General features: G+C 68.2%; 1 protein-coding gene. It reads right to left on the bottom strand.

The features are described 5' to 3' along the window. On the bottom strand, positions 1 to 1388 hold a 1388-nt coding region (locus AC1D15_RS31485), incomplete at its 3' end, for a sodium-translocating pyrophosphatase (RefSeq protein ID WP_477829134.1). Positions 1389 to 1551: the final 163 nt, after the last annotated feature.

Consider the following 1551-nt stretch of genomic DNA (forward strand, 5'->3'; position numbering starts at 1 on the left):
GTGTTGCCCACCGCATCGAGCGGGTCGGTGATGTCGCGCACGCTGTCAGGCAGGCCGGCCATYTCGGCRATGCCGCCGGCGTTGTCGGTGATCGGSCCGTAGGCGTCGAGCGCGACGATGATGCCGGCCATGCTGAGCATCGAGGTCGCGGCGATCGCGATGCCGTACAGCCCGGCCAGCTGGTACGACACCAGGATCGCGATGCACACGAAGATCACCGGCCACGCGGTCGAGCGCATCGACACGCCCAGGCCCGCGATGATGTTGGTGCCGTGCCCGGTGGTCGAGGCCTGCGCGACATGCTGCACCGGCTTGTAGTCGGTGCCGGTGTAGTACTCGGTGATCCACACCATCGCGGCCGTCAGCGCGAGGCCGACGACGCAGGCGCCGAACAGCCGCATCTGCGTGCCCGCGCCGAGCGCATCGTCGGGGATCGCGTACTTCGTGATGAAGAAGAAGCCGACCAGCGAGATCAGCCCGGCGACGATCAGGCCCTTGTACAGCGCCGGCATCACGTTCTTCATGCCGGGCGTCGCCTTCACGACGCTGCAGCCGATGATCGACGCGATGATCGAGAAGCCGCCCAGCACCAGCGGGTAGATCACCGCCTGCATCGGCGCCTGCGTGACCATCAGCGCGCCGAGCGCCATCGTCGCGATCAGCGTGACGGCGTAGGTCTCGAACAGGTCGGCGGCCATACCGGCGCAGTCGCCGACGTTGTCGCCCACGTTGTCGGCGATCACCGCGGGGTTGCGCGGGTCGTCCTCGGGGATGCCGGCCTCGACCTTGCCGACCAGGTCGGCACCGACGTCGGCGCCCTTCGTGAAGATGCCGCCGCCCAGCCGCGCGAAGATCGAGATCAGCGACGCGCCGAACGCGAAGCCGAGCAGCGGCTTCAGCACCGCCGACAGGTTCTCCGGCGCGGCCGTGCCGTTGCCGGTGATGAACAGGAAGAAGATCGTGACGCCCAGCAGGCCCAGGCCCACGACCAGCATGCCGGTGATCGCGCCGCCCTTGAACGCGACGTCGAGCGCCGGCGCCATGCCCTGCGTGGCGGCCTGCGCGGTGCGCACGTTGGCCTTCACCGACACGTTCATGCCGATGAAGCCGCATGCGCCCGACAGCAGCGCGCCGAGCACGAAGCCGACTGCCGTCGTGAGGGGCAGGAAGATGGCGATCAGGATCGCGAGCACCACGCCCACGATGGCGATGGTCTTGTATTGGCGGGCCAGGTAGGCGGCAGCGCCTTGCTGGATCGCCGCCGCGATCTCCTGCATGCGGGGGTTGCCCGCGTCGCGGCTCAGGATCCAGCTTCGTTGCACGAAACCGTACACCACTGCGGCAATCCCGCAGGCCAGCGCAAAGTACAGCGCCAAGTTCGTGGACATCAGGTCTCCTTCCTCGTTCGTTCGTTGATGATCGGAATCGAGAGTCGTGCCCGACTGCACAGGGCCGCGTGAGCCCGCCGGGCCGCCCCAAGGGCGAACACCGGAGTGCGCAGCACGAAGGTACTCACGTGAGCCCTGACGGGTCTGCGGCGCATGCTACGGG

The organism is Rhizobacter sp. P2_H2 (assembly GCF_056403375.1).